Raw genomic sequence first — 16709 nt, 5'->3', positions numbered from 1 at the left:
ACCGGAATGCTCTAGGATTGTCGTGCTCACCTTTTATTTGAAACGATACTGTCCAAACTCTAGGCGGCGCCTCACGGTGTACGGAATCTGGGGATAACCGAAACTTAACCCAGATTGATAGCAAGCGCGGCGGCAATGCTGTCTGAGGGCATTTTTGCGAGAATTTTTCGGATCATTCCTGCGGCTTCGTCGTTCATGCCCGTGAGGAATGGCTAACTTAAGCTCATCCTTGTTTAAGTGCGTCTATAGATATTTTCAAAGTATCTAATATGAGTAAAGCTAGCTTAAACTTTTACTTGTTTTATTGTCGGTGTCGCAACCTTTTCTGCTTATCGGTTGCCTTATGGAGGTAAGAGGCTGATGGCTGACGGGTTCGCAAAGTTTATCTCTCTCGACATGAGTCTCAGCGATCCAGGCAAGGGGCAGACGCTGCAAAGTTTTGCGCTGAAAATGGTGTTTATCTCCATATCCTTGTCCATCCTTATCAGTCTGGCGGTCATTCTGCTCGGCTCCACGCTGGAGCTTCTTCCCGTTCCGCTTGCGGAGGCTGTGTCCTACAGCATCGCCATGGGCTGGATCGTCGGCGGTCTGGTGGCCGGAATTCTCTGCAAGGTTCTTGCCAAGGCAATCCGCCAGTTGCGTGAATCGCAGGCGGAGTTCGAGCGGCTGAGCCGGACCGATACGCTATCGGGGCTTGCTAATCGCCGCGCCTTCAACCAGGTGTTCGAAGATATCCAGAACAATGCGTCGCTTGCGATCTTCGATCTCGATCGCTTCAAGTCGATCAACGACAATTTCGGCCACAGTGCCGGTGATCTGGTGATAAAACGCGTTGCTCGGGCAATCGAGGATGTGTTCGGTGATTTTCACTGTGTCGCGAGGCTCGGTGGCGAAGAATTCGGCGTGATCGTTTGTGGCGGAGACCGCAAGGATCGCGTCGCGCTGATCGAAATGGCGCGCGTCCGCGTTGCCTGTCTGTCCGTCAATTTCGAGGGCAATCTCTTGCAGACCACGGTCTCCGTCGGCATTGCCGAGATCGAGCCTTCGCGCTCGAAACACGATACCTTCGCCTTGGCCGACAAGGCGCTCTATATCGCCAAGGCCGCGGGGCGCAACCGTCTTTGCCATAGTGATGACGCCTTTGCACGCATGGAGCGCAACGAGACACTCAGCATGGCTCTCCAAGTGGCTTCTTGAGGCAATCAGGCTTGGAGGTCATCGTCATTTATGAGGTGCATTCCTGCTTGCCGCTGGCTTGCAATCCCTCGTTCCATCCGGCAAGACTCGATGCTTGAAGCATTTCAGTCAGGCCGGAAACTCCATGTTACGTGTTCAATCCTATCTCCCCGCAGGCACACCAGCCGATGAGCCGAGCGGCTATGTCACCCTTGCCCATGACCAGAGACATTTGCGGCGCAAGCTCTTGCATCTTCAGAATGACGAGATGGTCATGCTGGACTTGAAGGAAGCCGTGCTGTTTGCCCATGGCGATCTGCTCGTCGTCGAAAATGGCGATCTGGTGGAAGTGCGCGCGGCCAATGAGAAGCTGTTCGAGATCACTGCAAAGAGCCCGCTGCATCTGATCGAGCTTGCCTGGCATCTCGGCAATCGCCACCTGTCGGCCCAGATCGAAGAGGGTCGCATCCTCATTCTGCGCGATCACGTCATTCGCGCCATGCTGGAGGGGCTGGGTGCAACGGTGCGGGATGTGGAAGAGCCTTTCCAACCGGCTCGTGGCGCCTATCACGCGCATGGTGGTCATTCGCATGATCACGGGCATCACCACCACCATCATGATTGACGCATGACACAGAGACGCAATGTCGACAGCCTGCTCAGACTGCTGGCCTGGATGTCGCCCGCCTTTCCGGTCGGCGCCTTTTCCTATTCCGGCGGGCTTGAGAGCGCTGTCGCTGATCGCCGGGTGACCAATGCTGCGGGCTTGAGCGACTGGATTGCCCTCTCGCTGCAGCGCGGGGCATTATGGAACGATGCGGTGATGTTGAGCGAGGCCTGGAACGGCTTTGCCGATGACGTCGTGCTAAACGAGATTGCCGAACTGTCGCGCGCTCTTGCGGGCTCGGCGGAGCGCTATCGCGAGACGGTTCTCCTGGGCGATGCCTTTGTGGATGCCGCACGCGCCTGGCCGTCTCCTGTCTTCGACAGATTGCCTGTCTCGCCGACCTATCCGGTTGCGGTCGGTGCGGTTGCCGCGGCGCATGAGATTGCGCTGGAGGATGTTCTTGCCGCCTATCTCCATTCCGGCCTGTCGCAACTGATTTCCGCTGGTATACGGCTTGGCGTCGCGGGGCAGAAGGATGGTGTGGCGATCCTGGCAAGGCTGGAGGAGGCGGTAGCGGAGGTTGCAGCACGCGCTTCCACCGCCACGCTCGATGATCTCGGATCGGCCACCATCATTGCCGATACGGCACCCATGCGCCATGAGGTGCAGGGAACGCGGCTCTTCCGCTCCTGACCATTTTCCATCTACTTTACTGTTGATGGGGCAGGCGTGAGACCGCTATGGTCGAGGAAACATATCCAGAAGGGAAGCAGGCATGAAATCGGGAAATGGGCCGCTCAGAGTTGGTATCGGCGGGCCTGTCGGTTCCGGCAAGACGGCATTGACGGAAAAGCTGTGCAAGGCGATGAGCTCGGAATTCTCCGTCGCCGTGGTCACCAATGACATCTACACCAAGGAAGATGCTGAAGCGCTGGTGCGCATGCAGGCGCTGCCATCGGAGCGCATCGTTGGCGTGGAGACCGGCGGCTGCCCGCATACCGCGATCCGCGAAGACGCGACGATCAATCTTCAGGCCATTGCCGGTTTGAACGAGCGCTTCCCCGATCTCGACGTGATCTTTATCGAATCCGGTGGCGACAATCTCGCTGCCACCTTCTCTCCGGATCTTGCGGATATCACCATCTATGTGATCTCCGTCTGCCAGGGCGAGGAAATCCCACGCAAGGGCGGGCCAGGCATCACCCGCTCCGATCTTCTGGTGATCAACAAGAAGGATCTGGCGCCTTACGTCGGCGCCGATCTGGATGTGATGGATAGCGACGCCACCCGCATGCGCAAGGACATGCCGTTCTTCTTCACCGACATGAAACGCGGCGACGGCATCGACCGCATCGTCGGCTTTTTGAAGCAGCAGGGCGGCTTGTAAAAAGGTTAGCGTGTGGGAGCTGGGTCCACCCAGCACTTCTACCGGCCTAACCCGATCAAAGCCTGTTCAGGGCCGCCGGGTCGTCGACATGGATGACACGGCCGCGCACGCTGACGCCGCGGCTTTTCAGGGTGGAGAAGGCGCGAGACAGCGCTTCCGGTGCAAGACCGAGCTTGCCGGCCAGAACGCTTTTCTGAAACGGCAAACGCAGAGAATATGCGCCATTCTCTGTCGGCGCCTGCGTCACCAGATAATGGGCCACGCGCTGAGGTGCTGTCTGCAACCGGTCATTGGCCACGCAGTCCATGACTTTCAGATTGTTCTTCGACAGCGTCTCGATCATGGCGCGGGCAACAGTGGGGTCAGCCTCAAGCATTGCCCTGATCCGTGACAGTTCGAGTCTTGCCAGCAGGCAGCATTCCGTCGTTTGGGCGCTGTAGCGGTGGTTACCCATCTCAAAGATCATGCAGTCATTGAAGGTTTCGCCGGTTGAGCAGATGCGGATATCGGCCTCACGGCCATCGCGGCTGGTGCGGAACAGGCGAACATGACCGCTCAGCACGTAGTAGAGATATTCCGCCGCACCGGCCTCGGTGAAGAGCATGTGGCGAGCGGGAAGCGTCAAAAGCGAGGCGGCGTCGATGACCGACCGCGCCGATGTCTCGCTCATGGAAGACAGAAGGTCACTGCGAATGAGAAGGGCTTCGTCCCTGTTGCTTAGTTTCTCGATCTTGCTCACGCTCATCCCCCAAGAACATAACCGTCTTCGCTTATCCCTCGTCCGGTCGATTTGGAGAGGGGCGAAGCGTCGGCCATGGATGTTGTCATGGGGCGAGGATAGCCGGTTCTACACAGGCTAAATTGATTTCGATCAAACTTTGGCGAAATTTGAGGGGTGTCGAGCTGAGCAGGGAACCCGGTGAATGCGCTTCACCGGGTTGAAGGCCATTGTTGCAAGACGTGATTTACTCCGCAGCGAGCGGCGGAAGTCTAAGCACGTTGTCGGATTTTCCGTTGCGGTTATCCTTTGGCGCGTTCTTCTCTACCGCTGCGATACGCTCTTCCATGGAGGCGATGGCCTCGCTGTTTTCCCGCGCGACTTTCGACAGTTCTTCCGACGACAGGATCGGATGCTCTTCTTCCTTCTTGCCGACGAAGCGGCCGAAGAGGTGGGACAGCAGGCGCGAGAGGTCGTCCATGATCAGGAAGAAGGCCGGGACGACGATCAGCGATAGAACCGTCGAGACGATGATGCCGCCGATCACGGCGATTGCCATCGGTGCACGGAAAGAGCCGCCTTCGCCGACACCAAGAGCCGAGGGCAGCATGCCAGCCGACATGGCGATCGAGGTCATAATGATCGGGCGGGCGCGCTTGCGACCGGCCTCCACCATGGCGTGGACGCGCTCCATCCCGTGGCGGCGCATCTCGATGGCGAAATCGACGAGCAGGATGGCGTTCTTGGTAACGATACCCATCAGCATCAGAATGCCGATGAGAACCGGCATGGAGAGCGCGTTCTGCGTGACGATCAGCGCCACGGCCACGCCGCCAATGGCAAGCGGCAGCGAGAAGAGAATGGTGAAGGGCTGGATCACATCCTTGAAGAGCAGGATAAGAACGACGAGCACCAGCAACAGGCCGAGCAGCATGGCGTTGACGAAGCCTTGCTGCATTTCACCCTGCACCTTGGCATCACCGCTTTCCGCCAGGCGAACCGATGGCGGAAGCTTTATTTCTTCGACGATCCGTTTGAACTCATTCGTTGAGGTATCGAGTGCAGTGCCGAAGGGGACGTCGGAGCCGATGGCGACAACGCGGTTGCGGTCGTTGCGCTTGATGGAGCTCGGGCCTTCCGAATAGTCGATATCAGCCACGCTGTAGAGTGGCACGGTTGCCCCGGAAGCAGTCTTGATCTTCAGCGCGCGGATGGCGGCCAGATCGCGCCGCACATCGAGCGAGGTCTGGACGCGGATCGGGATCTGCCGGTCATCCAGCGAAATCTTCGTCAGCTGCGCATCGATATCGCCGATGGTGGCAACACGTACTGTCTGCGAGATCTGCTGCGGGGTGATGCCGAGGCGGGCGATCTCATCCTTGCGCGGGCGGATCTGCAGTTCTGGCCGCGGCAGAGCGCCTTCCGAGCTGACATTGGCAAGGATTGGAGACGCGCGCAGACGCGATTCCAGAATGCCGACAGCCTGGTTCAGGTCTTCCTCATTGGAGGAGAGGAAGTTGAATGCGAGTTCGCGCTCTGCGCGGTCGTTGAGCTTGATGATGCGGACATCGGGAATGCCGTGAACGCTGGCGAAGATGTCGCGCTCCACATCCCATTGAGGTCGCGTTCTGCCATTGTCTTCGACCTTGGGAAGATGCGGACCGATCAGCGGAATGGAGCCGAGCCCGTCATTGACGAGCGTCTTCAGCAGCGAGTGATCGATCTTTTTCAGGATGACGCGCACTGTCGCACGGCGCAGTTCGAGATCGCCCTTGGGAGACGCACCGCCGAGAATGAAGACACTTTCCACGCCATCGATGCCCTTGATCGCATTATTGATCTTGGCGGTCGTGGCGTCCGTCTCGTCCAGAGTCGCGTTCGGCGGAAGCTCGATCGACAATACCACGCGTGATGAATCATCCGGCGGCAGGAAGCTGCCGGGCACCTGGGCAAGCAGTATCAGCGAAGCGATAAGGAAACCGATTGCGCCGAGCAGGGTCAGGTAGCGTGCCCACCATTTGCTCGTGGTGGCCGTCACCATCCGCGTATAGGTCTTCATCAGGCGTCCGTCATTGTCGTGATGATCGTCGACCGCATCGTCGGCGCGCATCAGATAGGCGGCCATTAGCGGCGTGATCAGGCGCGCGACCATCAGCGAGAAGAAGACGGAGAAGGCAACCGTCAGGCCGAACTGGATGAAGTACTGGCCGGGAATGCCAGGCATGAAGGAGACCGGCACGAAGACGGCGATGATGGTGAAGCTGGTGGCGATCACCGCAAGGCCGATTTCATCGGCGGCTTCCAGCGCTGCGCGATAGGGCGTCTTGCCCATCTTGATGTGCCGCGAGATGTTTTCCACCTCCACGATCGCATCATCGACGAGAATACCGGTTGCGAGCGTCAGCGCCAGAAAGCTGACGAGGTTGAGCGAGAAGCCGAGGAGATCCATCACCCAGAAGGTGGGGATGGCCGAAAGCGGCAGCGCCACCGCGGCAATCAGCGTGGCACGCCAGTTGCGCAGGAAGAGCAGCACGACGATGACGGCAAGGATCGAGCCTTCCATCAGCGTGTGAAGGGCTGCCTCATAGTTTCCATAGGTGAAGTATACCGAGTCATCCACCATCTGGATGGCAACATCCGGATGGTTGGCACGGACCTTATCGAGGTTCTGCGCCACGGTTTCGGCAACGGTGACTTCGCTTGCGCCCTTGGCGCGGAAGACGGCGAAGGTGACGGCCGGATTGCCGTTGAAGCGCGAGAAGGACTTCGGCTCTTCGTAGGTGTCGGTGACCCTGCCGAGTTCCGAGAGCTTGACGAAGTTGCCGTTGGGTAGCGCGATGGTGGTCTTGGAAAGCTCCGCCACGCTGCGGGCGTCGCCCAGCGTGCGGATCGTCTGTTCGTTGCCGCCCACCTGGCCGCGACCGGAGCCGAGATCGATATTGGTGCCGCGCAGCTGGTTGTTCACCTCCGCTGCGGTAATGCCATAGGCATCGAGTTTCGACGGGTTGAGGGACACGCGCACTTCGCGGTCTGCGCCGCCATAGCGGTCGATCTTGCCGACGCCCGGCTGGCCCTGCAGCGCGCGCTTGATCGTGTCATCGACGAACCAGGAGAGTTCTTCCAGCGTCATGTTGGGTGAAGACACGGCAAAGGTCTGGATCGCCTGACCTTCGACGTCGATCTTGCTGACGACGGGCTCTTCGATACCGGCGGGCAGATTGGAGCGGATCTTGTCGATCGCATCCTTGGTGTCCTGCACGGCCTCTTCGGTCGGTTTTTCGATGCGGAAAAGAACGGTCGTCAGCGACTGGCCGTCGGTGACGGTGGACTGGATTTCATCGATGCCGCTGATCGAGGCGACGGCATCTTCGACTTCCTTCGTCACCTGCGCTTCGAGTTCGGAAGGCGAGGCACCGCTCTGCGTCACCGTGATGGCAACCACGGGAACGTCGATATTGGGGAAGCGGGTGATCGGAAGGTCGTAGAAGGCCTTGATGCCGAGAAACAGCAGCAGCGCGAAGGCAAGCAGCGGCGCAATCGGATTGCGGATGGACCATGCGGAGAAGTTCATGGCTGTGCCTTCGCTTTAGTTCGAGGCCGCGGCGGCTGCCGGAACCGGGTTGATTTTGTCACCGTCGCGGACGAAAGCGCCTGCCTTCTCCACGACCTTGTCGCCGAGCGACAGGCCCTGTTTGATTTCCACGAAGCCGGAATCCTGAATGCCGGTCTCGATCTTCACCTGCCTAATGACGCCGTTGTCAACTTTGCGCGAGGTTGAGCCCTCGCGCCCGGAGGTGACAGCCGACAAGGGGAGGGCGAGCGCATTGGCGGATGCAACGACGATCTCGGCATTGGCGTACATGCCAGCGCGCGCCGGGCTGCCCGCTGGAAGCACGATGTGGACCGCACCAAGGCGCGTGGTTGGATCGACCGTAGGCGAGACGATACGCACCGTGCCCTCGATCTTCTGGCCGCCACCGGCCACCGTCAGGCGCGCCTTCTGGCCGACCTCGACCTTTTGAATATCCGTCTCCGACAGGTCGGCGACGAGTTCGATCGCGCCGTCCTTGATGACGGTAAAGAGGGGATTGCCCGAACCGCTGGCAATGGCGCCGATGCGGGCGTTCTTGGCGGAAATGACGCCAGCAACAGGCGTCTTGACGCCGGTGCGGGCAAGTTTCAGATCGATATCTTCGATCTGCGCGTCCACGACCTTGATATCGGCTTCACCGACGGTGACGGTCTGCTTGGCGGCCTCAAGACGCGCCTTTGCGACATCTGCGGCGGCGGCCGTCTGTTCGACTTGGGAGACGGAGCCGGAGCCGGACTGGCCAAGGCGAGCGGCGCGATCCTTCTGGCGCACGGCGTCATCCAGATTGGCCTGGGCTTCGATCACCTGCGCCTTGCTCTGCGCAACGGCGGCTTGGGCTTTCGCCTTGTTGGCCTCCAACTGGCTCTTCTGCAAAAGCAGGCTGTCGCGGGAAAGCTCGGCGAGAACCGCACCCGCCTCGACCTTGTCGCCCACATCGACATTAAGCTTGTCGACAGCTAGGCCCTCGACCTGCGGCTGCACATAAATCTCATCCACAGGGCGAATGGTGCCGGTGGCAATGACGCGGTCCACGAGATCGCGCTTTGCCACCTCCGTCACAACGATGGCGGGCAAATTGTTGCGGCTTGCCTGCGCAGGCTCACCCTCCGCCCAGGCGACCGTTGGAAGAGCCGGGCCGAGAAGAAGAAGGGCAGTAAAGCCTGCAATCGGTGCGATGCGCTGCATATATGTGTCCGTCCCAAGTGGGTCGCGCGATAGTCATGCGCCGTTGGCGGCGCCGGTTATCTTAGGCGACAAGTCCATGCGATAGTCGTTAGACTCTTCTACGATATTAGCCTCCACCCGGTTTTAACCAACCGCGATGTCGACGATATTGCGCGCCAGCGTGTCCCGTCCCCTGACGCAAGCTCTGTAAAGCTCTGCTGGAGGGAATGTAAATGCGGTATCGTTCGTTTTCAATCCGTCTAGCAGGCGGTCCCGCTATACATTTATGAATAACAGTGGCGCGGAATGATGGATCGTTCCATGGCTGAAATCGCCGACTGCGAAGCGTTTTTCTCTTGAAAAACGTCTTCGTGAGGAAAACATGATGCTAATCATCAACTTTATTCTTTACTCTAAAACTCATCTTTAATATCGTGCGCTCCAACGACCGGCAGAGGGCCGGGGTCAATGGCAAGGTGAGGCATGGCGCGGAAAGAGAAAAAGAAGGCAGTTCGGGGCAAGCAGGATGACCGCTCTCAATCGCCAGACACGTCCGTCCAGCAACAGGCACCCGCCGGTCCGAAAAGCTTTCTTTATGTCGGCGGGCGCGATTGCCAGGTTGCGCATCTGCGCCAGATCGCCAGCAACTTCGATGCCGAGTTGATCCACCATGATGGGGGCCTGCGCGAAGCCGTGTCCCGCATCGACACGCTGCTGCCTTCCGTCGATTGCGTCTTCTGCCCCATCGACTGTATCAGCCATGACGCGTGCCTGCGCGTCAAATCCGGCTGCAAGAAGTTCGGTAAGACGTTTATCCCTTTGAGGAATGGCAGCAAGTCCAGCCTTGAACGCGCGCTGCAGACGATGAACGAGCGCGGTGCGAATTAAGGGATGATGCGGCCCCGGATGACGTCTGCGGGTACCCCCCACTATCGATAAGTCGTTGAAATCGTGGATCCTCGGGTCAAGCCCGAGGATGACGGAGGAGAGGTCTGAGGCTTATTGTGCCTACCTCAATGTGGTGAAACATAGTTTCTACAACGCGTTCTTCCGGATCACATCGCTCAGCCAGTGATAGGACGCCTTCGGAATACGCTGAAGTGTCGGATAGTCCACATAGACCAGGCCGAAGCGTTTCGAATAACCGCGGCCCCATTCGAAATTGTCCATTAGAGACCAGGCGAAATAGCCTTTGATATCGTGGCCTTCTTCCAGCGCGTCGAGGAGAACGTTCAGGTAGCCTTCGAAATAGGCGATACGATCCTTGTCGATGACCTTGCGATCCGGGCCCAGCGCGTCGGGATAGGATGCGCCGTTTTCGGTGATGTAGATGGTCGGCTTGTTGTAGCGCTCGCTGGTATCGCGGATCTGTTCGAGGAAGGCTTGCGGATCGACAACCCAGTTGACATCGGTGAGCGGGCCCATGCCGGTGGGTGGGGCGGTCTCGGCGACGCCGAAGGTGGTGTTCTTGTTGGGGCCGACGAAGACGGGATTGTAGTGGTTGAGGCCGAAGAAATCCATCTTCTGGCTGATATCGGCCATGTCGTCGCCAAGGATCAGCGGCTCCATTTCCTTGGCGATCGGCTCTGGATAGGTGCCGAGCCAGAGCGGATCGACGGTTACGCGGCGCCACAGGCAGTCGCCCAGAATGCGGGCTTCCTCGTGAGCGGCATCGTCGTAATGCGGGCGCACCGGACCGAGCGAGACGATGTTGCCGACCTCTGCCTTGGGCGCCTCTGCGCGAACCGCCTTGACCGAATAACCGTGGGCGAGGTTCAGCGTGTGAATGGCCTTCAGGCTGTCGTCATAGGACTGCTTGCCTGGCGCGTGACGGCCGACATTATAGGCGACCCAGGGAATGACGTTTGGTTCGTTGATTGGGGCAAAGCGTTTGACGCGGTCGCCAAAATGGCGGGCAATCGTCGCGGCGTAGTCGGCGAAAATCTTCGGCGTTTCGCGCGAGCGCCAGCCGCCCTTTTCTTCCACCGCCACGGGCATGTCCCAGTGGTGCAGGCAAATCCACGGTTCGATGCCTTCATGCAGCAGAAGATCGATGACGCGGTCGTAGAAATCGAGCCCGCGCTGGTTCACCTGACCGGAGCCTTGCGGAAAGATCCGCGGCCATGCGGTCGACAGGCGATAGGCGCCCACGCCGAGACCGCTCATCAGGCCGATATCTTCCGGATAGCGGTGGTAGTGGTCGCAGGCGATGTCGGCGGTCTCGCCATTCGTGGTGCGGCCCGGCGTGTGGGCATAGACATCCCAGACGCTCTGGCCGCGGCCATCCTTGTTGACGGCGCCTTCGGTCTGGAAGGCGGAGGCGGCGACACCCCAGAGAAAGTCCTTGGGAAAAGAACGCGTCATGACAGATGCTCGTTATCGATGAAGGATGCTGGGAGGGTGCCCCGCGGATCAGCGCGAGACACCCACTGGGTCACGATCCGGGAGGGATCACTTGCTGGTGCTGACATTCCAGAAGTAGGGCCATGGCGAAGGCTTGAAGTCCTTCAAGGTCTTCTTTTTCGCGCTCAGCGCGTTGAAATCGCCCACCTTGTAGACCGGCGCGTCTTCGTAGAAGACCTTCTGGATTTCGGCGAAGAGGACCTTGCGCTTTTCCGGGTCGGATTCTGCGATGAAGGGTGCGACCGCTGCGGCCTTCTCTGGTGTCGACCACCAGCCAGGATAGCTGTCGGACATCCAGCCGTTGAGAACCGGCTCCGGCGGGAACGGGCCGTGCGTGATGAAGATGTCCCATAGTTTCGGATCAGCGCGACGGGTGGTCAGTGTTGCCCAATCGAAGACGCCGAGTTCGACCTTGAAGCCCGCGGCCTTCAGATATTCGGCAGCGACCTGCGCCATCTTGTAATGGAATTCATATTGGCGGCTGGTCAGGATGCGGATCGGCTTTTCGCCGTCGTACCCGGCCTTCTTGGCCATGGCCGCTGCAGCTTCGGGATTGCCGTCGCCGTAGCGCGCGATACCTTCTTCAGTGTGCCAGATATAGGCCTTCGGATAGAGCGCGCCATCGACGGCGAAGAATTCCGGATTGCCGAATGCAGCAAGCAGCATGTCTTCGGGGTTCAAGGCTTCCTGGATGGCGTGGCGCATCTCCTTGTTCGCCAACACACCTTCCTTGGTGTTCATGACGAGAACCGGCGCACCATAGGGCTTCAATACCACTGGTTCCGATGCGGTCGACGCCTTCAGGCGATCGAAGGTTTCAGGTGCAAGCGAGTCGGCGTAATCGAACTGACCGGAAACCGCGCCCTCAAGGCGGGTATTGGCATCGGGTACGGGCACGAAGCGGATTTCATCGAGGATGGCCTTGCGGGCGCCGCCAAAGCCGTTCGGCGCTTCGGAAAGCGATTGGTAGCCATCGAAGCGGACGAGCTGGATATATTGGTCGGCCTTGCGCTCTTTCAGCATGTAGGGACCGGTACCGATGATCTTCGTCAGCGGGTCTTCGGCAAGGTTTGCCTTCGGCATGATGACGGCGGCGGAGTTGTTGAAGGCCAGAAGCGACAGCAACGGCGCATAAGGCTTGTTCAGCACGATATGGATGGCATCGTCGCCCTTGGCTGTGATGGCGCTGATATAGGGAGCGACCTGCTTTCCGCGCGATGCGATCTTGGTCCAGCGCTCCAGCGAGGCGACGACATCGGCGGATGTCATGGTGGAGCCGTCGTGAAACTTGATGCCCTTGCGCAAGGTGATGTCATAGGTCTTGCCGTCGGCGGATACGGTTGGCATCGTTGCGGCCAGAAGTGGAATGGGCGTCCACTCAGCATCGAATGTGAAAAGAGTCTCGAAAACGTGCTGGGTGATCATACCGACCACGTCGGCCGTCGAGGCCATCGGGTCGAGCGTCGGCGGCTCGCCGATGGTGGCCACGTCGATTACGCCGCTGGCAAAAGACGGAGTAGAGATGGCAGGCAATAACAGCAAGGAGGCTGCAAGCAAAGTGCGTTTAAGCATGACGTTCCCTCTTATTAATCCGTAGTAATGGAATATGAGTTCTTATTGCGTCATACTGTAGCGGGATGAGAGGCGTTGTCAAATGCGTTTGCGCGCAAATAATCGGATGGGGCAGAGTTGGCTGGATGTCATGAAGATCGACGCGAGGCGACACGTGTCTGATGGCGATCACGCGACGAAACCTTATCCTTACCGTAAGAGCCGATCGCTGCCCTGTCCTATGCGGCACCGAACAAGCCAGCGGTGAGCCGAAGCTTGTCCAGGTCTTCTTCAATCATCGATGTTGCTTCGGCACGCTTGATTGCGCTTTTTGAATGTTGAGCCGCAATGCGTTTGAACTCGTGGTGACGGAAGCCGGATAGGGTGATGAACGCCTTCTGCAATCGAATACCCACCTCGAGAATAGCGGCGCCATCTCGGGCCAGCGGAATGAAGAGATCATCGAAGAAATCTTCGAGCCTGATGGGTGCGACATGCAGCCTCGGATATTGCACATCGCTTTCATCGGAATGTTCATCCCAGACGGTCAGCACACGGATGTATCTGGATATCAGGTCGATGGCAGTGCCGGAATCGTTGATGGCCTGCGACAATGACCTGGACGCGATTTCAGCCAGAACCGCGGCACCGAAACGGGGATCCTGATCGAAGGAGCGGACATCCCCGATCGTAAACGCCGATGCTATCCGCTTTTGCACCTCTTCATCGACATCGCCAACGATCCAGGCGAGAGGGATGTTCGGGGCAACCAGCTTGCCGGCTATCGCCACCACTGCGATGTCCACGTCGAACTCTTCCGAAATTTGCCCCAGCACGCCTCCATCCACATGCTGGACGTAGCCGACCTTTGACTGGTGCACAGGCGTGTTCGGCGCGCTCAGCCTCGGATCGTTCTCCTCCAGCCGTTTTCCACCCAGGTACGGGCTTTTCATCCAAGACCGAAGGGCTTCTATGGTCGCCTTTTCGACGCGCTCCGTCGTTTCCGTAACACGCCCGAGGCGTGACAGATGATCGATCCATCGAAGCAGGGTGACGATAATGAGAATGATGACGCCGATCGTGACCACGAAAAGGATGACGCGACCCTGGTCTCCATAGGCTCCGGTTGCGAGCGCGATAATGCCGACGAGGCTGAAGAGGAACGAGCCGACGAAGGTGGCCAGGACGTTTTGTGTCGTGCTGTCTTCCATCACGAGCTTGGTGGCCCGCGGCGTGACATTGTTGGTTGCGGCCGAGTAGGCGGCGACCATCGTGCTCAATGAGAAGGTGGTGACCGTCAGCATGCTCGAAGCGATGATGCCGAGGATCTTATCGACAGCCTCGGCACCTATCTTCGCCGGAAGGTCTGCTGGAATGTAAGAGGAGAAGGCGACGGCGAGAAGTGCGGTCACCACCCCTCCAACCGAGAACAGTGTGGCTCTGAACCATATTCGCCGCACGATCTGGTTGAGCCACCACTGCCATTTCGATGTCATATAACCCCCGCCTCATTGCAAGCCGATCGTCCATAATCGCTGACGATACGGCCTCACCGATATTCTTCGCCAGAGCGATAACGGCGTCACGCCGATGGCGTTCCGTACTTCGCGCTGGCGCGTTTACGGTCACGCCGCGCTGGACGGGTGAGACGGGTTTTACTGTGGATCAGATAATTTGCCGTGTCGGCGGAAACAGTCGCTAAAGCATTGATTTTACTGCGCGGTATCAGTCTCTCGCAGATGGAAAAAGGGCGGAGGCTGCCAGCGTCAACCAGCCAAAAATCATGCCGAGACCGCCTGCGGGGGCGGCCATGGGAAAGAGGCTTTCGCCGGTGAAATGCTTGGAGACGAGATCGCCGGCAAAGAGCGCGGTTCCAAGACCCAGCAGAAGAGCCGAGGGTAGGGCGGTCTTGATGCGCGCCCAGCCGAGATGAAGACCGAGAAGCACCGGCGCATGGGCAAGACACATGGCAGAGGCGTTACCGAGCATCAAGGTTGCGCCCGTATGGGTGGCGGCGGCAGCGAGTGCGACGCCGGATGCGCCCAGCACGCCGCTGAGAAACAGTGTTCCGGCTTTCAGGATCCCCTGGTTCATGACTGAGCCTCGTCCTGATTTTGCATGTGAAAGGCCAGTTTTTCCACCGGAGCCCAAATGATCTCGCGCAACTTCGGGTTTTCGATCGTCTCGTCCATGGCGCGGCGGAAGCAGAGCAGCCACTCATCGCGTTCCTTGGCGCCGATCGGTGCGACGAAGTGGCGGCGGCGGAGCATGGGGTGGCCGTATTTTTTCACATAGACAGGTGGCCCGCCGAGATAGCCGGTCAGGTAGTCGTAGAACTTGCTTTCACTGCGGGAAAGATCGGCCGGATGGATGGCGCGGCAATTGGCGGCTTCCGGCAGCGTGTCCATCAATTGATAGAAGCGGCGCGTGAGCGCCCGCACGGTGGCGTCCCCACCGATGGCTTCATAGAGAGTGATCGTATCGTCTGCCACGCCTGAGCCGTCTCCGTTCGCTTCGCTTTTGGCGCGTCCTCGAGGAAAGTGCAAATGGAAAGGCCGGGATGCGGCAATTTGTGCTGCCGCATCCTGATGATCGTCAGATACGATCAGCCGAAATTGCGGATCAGGTCGAGGCCCTGATTCAGCAGCGCATTGGCTTCGTCTTCATTGGCGGCTTCCACATAGCAGCGCATTTCCGGGGCATTGCCGGAGGGACGGAAGTGGATGGTGTTGCCGTTGGTGAGTGTCACCCGCAGGCCGTCGATATCGCTCGTGGACTGGACCGCGCCGACTGGCTCGAGGAACGCTTCGAGATTGCTGCGCGAGGCACGCAGATGCTCCATCAGAGCCGAACTCTTCTCCTGGGCGAAATCCTGCAGGCGATCGGCGGCTGCGACAGGCAGCGAGTAGGCGGCGGCAACCTCGGAGAGAGTTTTGCCTTCGCTTGCCTTCAATTGCAGCGTCGCGAGGATCGGCAGGAAGCAGTCGCGGGTGGGAAGCGGTGCGATCTGCTTGCCATGCAGGGTAAAGGGCGTTGCCGTCAGGAAGCCGCCATTGGCCTCGAAGCCGACCACATGATCGCTGCCTTCCGACAGCGCATCGGTCATGCCGGCGATGACGAAGGGCGAGCCGACCTTGGTGCGCACCACCTTGAAGTTACCCGCCGCCTCGATGCCGGAATTAGAGGTGACGGGTGTGACGACGACGCTCGCCTTGAGGAAGTTCGAGGTGATAAGTCCGATAAGATCACCACGCAGCGGCGTGCCGGTCTCATCGGCAAGCAAAGGCCGGTCGCCATCGCCATCGGCGGACACGATCGCATCCAGGCCATGCTCCGGCGCCCAGGCTTTCAGCTTCTCCAGCGTCTCCGGAGAGACGGCTTCGGTATCGACCGGGATGAAGCTTTCCGAGCGGCCGAGTGCCACGACTTCGGCGCCGTAATGGGCCAGCACGTCGACAAAGAGATCGCGCGCCACGGTGCTGTGCTGATAGACGCCGATCTTCAGGCCTTTCAGCGCATTGTCACGCAGCAGACCGATATTGCGCTCGTAAAAGAGTTCGGTGGCCTGCGCGCCGCGGTCTTCGGCGGTGCCTTCTTCAACTGTCAGCGCGTCCTGCTTCAGGCTTGCGGCGAGATCGGCAATCGCGGTCTCGTCCTGCTTGTCGATTTCGCCATCCGGGCGGTAGAACTTGATGCCGTTGCGGTCTGCGGGAATGTGAGAGCCGGTGATCATCAGCGCCGCTGCCTTGAGAGACAGGCCATAGAGCGCGAGAGCCGGGGTCGGCAGTGCGCCGCAATCGAGCGGCTTGAGGCCGGCGGCCTTCAGCGCGCCGATGCAGCTTGCGGCAATCGCCGGGCTCGAATCGCGAAAATCCTGGCCGATGAGGATCGGGTCGCCTTGCTGCGCCAAGCCTGAGTTCAGAAGATGATGGGCGAAGGCTGTGGCATAAAGGGCGGACGCCTTGCCCTTCAGATCTTCCGACAGGCCGCGCAGACCGCTCGTTCCAAACTTCAAACTCATCTCAAAAAAGCTCCTTGTTCCAAAATCGATTTGCAACCCGAGAGGCGGGCTTACATGTTTTCTAACCCGGAACATGCGGCATTGATCCCG

General features: G+C 59.2%; 13 protein-coding genes and 1 pseudogene. 5 read left to right on the top strand and 9 right to left on the bottom strand.

Annotated features, from left to right (window positions below):
- The first annotated feature begins 360 nt into the window (after positions 1-360).
- From QE408_RS19385 to ureG, 4 genes are all read left to right on the top strand, one after another.
- Entirely contained in the window at positions 361-1197 is an 837-nt protein-coding gene (locus QE408_RS19385; protein ID WP_306933991.1) for a GGDEF domain-containing protein, read from the top strand.
- A gap of 124 nt (positions 1198-1321) precedes the next feature.
- Positions 1322-1801, top strand: a complete 480-nt coding sequence (ureE, locus tag QE408_RS19380; RefSeq protein ID WP_306933989.1) for an urease accessory protein UreE — start codon at positions 1322-1324, stop codon at positions 1799-1801.
- A 3-nt stretch (positions 1802-1804) separates the two neighbouring features.
- Positions 1805-2476: an urease accessory protein UreF gene (locus QE408_RS19375; RefSeq protein ID WP_306933988.1), complete on the top strand. Its 672-nt coding sequence runs from the start codon at positions 1805-1807 to the stop codon at positions 2474-2476.
- A gap of 82 nt (positions 2477-2558) precedes the next feature.
- On the top strand, positions 2559-3170 hold the full coding sequence (ureG, locus tag QE408_RS19370; RefSeq protein WP_306933987.1) for an urease accessory protein UreG: 612 nt from the start codon (positions 2559-2561) through the stop codon (positions 3168-3170).
- 55 nt (positions 3171-3225) lie between these two features.
- On the opposite strand, the gene QE408_RS19365 is transcribed toward ureG, so the two are convergent.
- From QE408_RS19365 to QE408_RS19355, 3 genes are all read right to left on the bottom strand, one after another.
- A complete protein-coding gene (locus QE408_RS19365; RefSeq protein WP_306933984.1) occupies positions 3226-3915 on the bottom strand; it encodes a Crp/Fnr family transcriptional regulator in 690 nt (229 codons plus the stop codon).
- A 220-nt stretch (positions 3916-4135) separates the two neighbouring features.
- Entirely contained in the window at positions 4136-7459 is a 3324-nt protein-coding gene (locus QE408_RS19360; protein WP_306933982.1) for an efflux RND transporter permease subunit, read from the bottom strand.
- Positions 7460-7474: 15 nt separating this feature from the next.
- Positions 7475-8665, bottom strand: coding sequence for an efflux RND transporter periplasmic adaptor subunit (locus QE408_RS19355; protein WP_306933980.1), 1191 nt, complete (start codon positions 8663-8665; stop codon positions 7475-7477).
- A 561-nt stretch (positions 8666-9226) separates the two neighbouring features.
- On the opposite strand from QE408_RS19355, the pseudogene QE408_RS19350 reads away from it, so the two are divergent.
- Positions 9227-9532 (top strand): annotated as a pseudogene (locus QE408_RS19350) (DUF2325 domain-containing protein); the annotation flags it as partial.
- A 147-nt stretch (positions 9533-9679) separates the two neighbouring features.
- Here QE408_RS19350 and QE408_RS19345 read toward each other — a convergent pair.
- The 6 genes from QE408_RS19345 to QE408_RS19320 form a co-directional block, all read right to left on the bottom strand.
- The gene (locus QE408_RS19345) at positions 9680-11008 is read right to left on the bottom strand and encodes a GH1 family beta-glucosidase (protein WP_306933976.1); all 1329 of its coding nucleotides are present in this window, start codon (positions 11006-11008) and stop codon (positions 9680-9682) included.
- Positions 11009-11095: 87 nt separating this feature from the next.
- Positions 11096-12619, bottom strand: coding sequence for an ABC transporter substrate-binding protein (locus tag QE408_RS19340; protein ID WP_306933974.1), 1524 nt, complete (start codon positions 12617-12619; stop codon positions 11096-11098).
- 218 nt (positions 12620-12837) lie between these two features.
- Entirely contained in the window at positions 12838-14094 is a 1257-nt protein-coding gene (locus QE408_RS19335) for a DUF2254 domain-containing protein (RefSeq protein WP_306933972.1), read from the bottom strand.
- Between the two features lie 229 nt (positions 14095-14323).
- Positions 14324-14692, bottom strand: coding sequence for a DUF423 domain-containing protein (locus QE408_RS19330; RefSeq protein WP_306933970.1), 369 nt, complete (start codon positions 14690-14692; stop codon positions 14324-14326).
- Positions 14689-15090 carry a group II truncated hemoglobin gene (locus QE408_RS19325; protein ID WP_306933969.1) on the bottom strand — a complete coding sequence of 134 codons (402 nt, stop codon included), beginning with the start codon at positions 15088-15090 and terminating at the stop codon, positions 14689-14691. The genes QE408_RS19330 and QE408_RS19325 overlap by 4 nt, the downstream gene beginning before the upstream one ends.
- Positions 15091-15203: 113 nt before the next feature.
- A complete protein-coding gene (locus QE408_RS19320; protein WP_306933968.1) occupies positions 15204-16619 on the bottom strand; it encodes a phosphomannomutase in 1416 nt (471 codons plus the stop codon).
- Between the last annotated feature and the right edge of the window lie 90 nt (positions 16620-16709).

The organism is Agrobacterium larrymoorei (assembly GCF_030819275.1).
GTDB classification, from domain to species: Bacteria; Pseudomonadota; Alphaproteobacteria; order Rhizobiales; family Rhizobiaceae; genus Agrobacterium; species Agrobacterium larrymoorei_B.
Note: the sequence above shows the minus strand (reverse complement) of the source record. Positions and strands in the feature narration are given on the sequence as shown.